Annotated in this window: 4 protein-coding genes; all 4 read right to left on the bottom strand. The window is 56.0% G+C overall.

What is annotated here, in order from left to right; genetic code table 11:
* Nucleotides 1-70: 70 nt before the first annotated feature.
* The 4 genes from B3C64_RS05600 to B3C64_RS05585 all read right to left on the bottom strand — a co-directional run bounded on the left by B3C64_RS05600 (nt 71) and on the right by B3C64_RS05585 (nt 1,933).
* The gene (locus tag B3C64_RS05600; RefSeq protein WP_291534316.1) at nt 71-418 is read right to left on the bottom strand and encodes a hypothetical protein; all 348 of its coding nucleotides are present in this window, start codon (nt 416-418) and stop codon (nt 71-73) included.
* A 2-nt stretch (nt 419-420) separates the two neighbouring features.
* Entirely contained in the window at nt 421-789 is a 369-nt protein-coding gene (locus tag B3C64_RS05595) for a hypothetical protein (RefSeq protein ID WP_291534315.1), read from the bottom strand.
* Between the two features lie 192 nt (nt 790-981).
* Complete coding sequence (locus tag B3C64_RS05590; RefSeq protein ID WP_291534314.1) at nt 982-1,563, bottom strand: ImmA/IrrE family metallo-endopeptidase; 582 nt, start codon at nt 1,561-1,563, stop codon at nt 982-984.
* 22 nt (nt 1,564-1,585) lie between these two features.
* On the bottom strand, nt 1,586-1,933 hold the full coding sequence (locus tag B3C64_RS05585) for a helix-turn-helix domain-containing protein (protein WP_291534313.1): 348 nt from the start codon (nt 1,931-1,933) through the stop codon (nt 1,586-1,588).
* Nucleotides 1,934-2,147 lie beyond the last annotated feature (214 nt).

Raw genomic sequence — 2,147 nt, 5'->3', positions numbered from 1 at the left:
GCGTCGACGGGCCTGCCGTCCCAGAAAGTGCCGATGAGATCATAGGTGGATTTCACGCTCACCGTCCTGCCTAGAGATCGAAGACTATGCCGGTGTTCAGCTCGATGGCCTTGTTGGCGAACTCGACGAGCTTGCGGTAGATCGTTTCGAGCCGTGGATCGATTGGCTTCGTGAGCCGTTGCTTGAGCCAGCCGAGCATGAGTTTGCACTGCTCGGCGTTGAGGTAGTCCACGTCTCCAGGGTCGATGAGCGAATTGCACAGCCTGTCTATCGGGTCGATGAAGTCCTTATCGAGGAGATCCTCGTCTCCCTCGGTTAGTTCGAATGATTCCGTCTGCCCCGGCTTCGCTTGGAAGGTTTCGGGAATATAGCCGTAGTAGTCGAGGCCTTCAAGGCTGAGAACAAGGACAAGTTCCATGATCACATTTCCCTTCTCTTGAGAATTTTGAAGTGGGTTTCTTTGTTGCTTCCAGGCAGACCGTTGAGCTTGACGTTTTTCTTCATTCTTTTGTCGTATATGCGCAGATAGCCTGCCACCATGTCCGCGTCGATTCTCCACCGGGCGTTCTCAAACACGTATTTGACGCCCTTTCTGCGCCCCTGGACGCCGGGCGTGAACCGGTTGACGATGTCATTGAGATCGACCGGCTGCCTCTTCCAGCTTTCGTTCCACTTCGCCTCGCGGTCTTTGCTTCTGTCGTAGCGACCCTGATCCACCATGGAGCCGGGGACGTCATTGCCGATGTAGCTGCGCGAGCTGTCCGAATATCGTTGCTTGCTGTCCGACATATGCCATATGTCCTTTCCTGCGGCGTCATACCGCATGCCGTCTGAAAGTGCGCCCGTGTTGTGAGAATGCGGTGCACTTCACCTGTTCGTATGAGTGGGTGGTCCAGACGGTGGCACAATGGCATATGCAGGATGATCCATTTGAGACCGTCTGATACGCGGTGCGCGAACTTGCCGGTTCGCGCACCGTTTTTATTGCGCAATCTTCGTCAAACCAGCTGTCTCCTCCTCTCGTTGCTCCAGCAACAGACCCCGACGGTAAAGCTCGAGAATGCTATCATCAATCGCCTTGTCATCTTGACGATGCCGAAGCCAATTCGAGTGCTGCTGAAGAATGTACGTCGCGCATTCTGCGGAAGTGCCGAACTGTTGGACAATCTCTTCGACGGTAGTGAGATCCAGCTCCTCGACAAGCACCGGTGGAGCGATAGCGTACTTCGCCCAGAAATTAGCTTCGACCTCCGCAAGCTCGCTATCCTGAAGATGACCGCGCAGAAGATGGCCGGCCTCATGGAGCTTGGTAAAACGAACCCGCCCCGGGGACTCCTGCAGATTGCATGCAACGAAGCGAAGGTCACACCCGTTCGCGGTGAGCGTGAACGAGATGCCGCTCGGGCTCTTACATAATGCCATCAGCCCGTCCAAGGACAACGAATCGTAAGCCGACTGATAGGCCAGCGTCTGGATTCCATGCGCCTCAAGCAATTCCGAAGGCTCGACAGGCAGCCTGATATAACCGAGTTGTCGGAACGCGTCCACCACGCTTTGTTTCAACTCCCGATAAAACGACGAGTCGTCAATCCTGTATCCCTTGATGTCCTCCTTGTTCTCGGGCGGTCAGCAGCGTCATGATGAGATCCCGCGTCTCCTCCTCGCTGAGATCGCCGCCGTGCCTGGCGCAGTACGCCTTGATCGTACCGAACGGCGTATCGGTGTTTGATTCGGGCAGACCCAACAGATATTCCGATGTGGTGTGCAGGGCGGTGGCTATGTTCGCGAGCGTGCTCGATGCGGGTTCCCGCTCTCCCGCGAGGTATTTCGAGATATTCGGTTGGGTTGTCCCGGCTCGTGCGGCGAGCTGGGACTGGTTGATGCCGTGCTGCTGCATGAGCTTGCGCATCCTGTCGCCAAGTGCCGCTGTCATTCGATGTCCTTTGTCTTCGAGCCCATGATGCTCCTCTCCGATTGCTTCACGACAATGATTATACCACAAGTATTCCAAAAGGAATATTCATGAATGCAATAACCGTCGCGGTAAGCTTTCACGAGCTCACCGACCAGCGCAAGCTGCGACATGGGCCCGCGCCCGAGCAGGCGAAGCGGAAGACCGCGGCCCGGTCTCAAGCCCATGAGACACT

Source organism: Bifidobacterium sp. UBA6881 (assembly GCA_002451435.1).
In the GTDB taxonomy this organism is placed as follows: Bacteria; Actinomycetota; Actinomycetes; order Actinomycetales; family Bifidobacteriaceae; genus Bifidobacterium.
The sequence above is the reverse complement of the archived record's forward strand: the minus strand, read 5'-3'. Positions and strand labels throughout refer to the sequence as shown.

Bases quoted from the DNA above. Each gene is read 5' to 3' on its own strand.
- B3C64_RS05595 (WP_291534315.1), bottom strand. From the start codon at position 789: ATGTCGGACAGCAAGCAACGATATTCGGACAGCTCGCGCAGCTACATC.
- B3C64_RS05585 (WP_291534313.1), bottom strand. From the start codon at position 1,933: ATGACAGCGGCACTTGGCGACAGGATGCGCAAGCTCATGCAGCAGCAC.
- B3C64_RS05600 (WP_291534316.1), bottom strand. From the start codon at position 418: ATGGAACTTGTCCTTGTTCTCAGCCTTGAAGGCCTCGACTACTACGGC.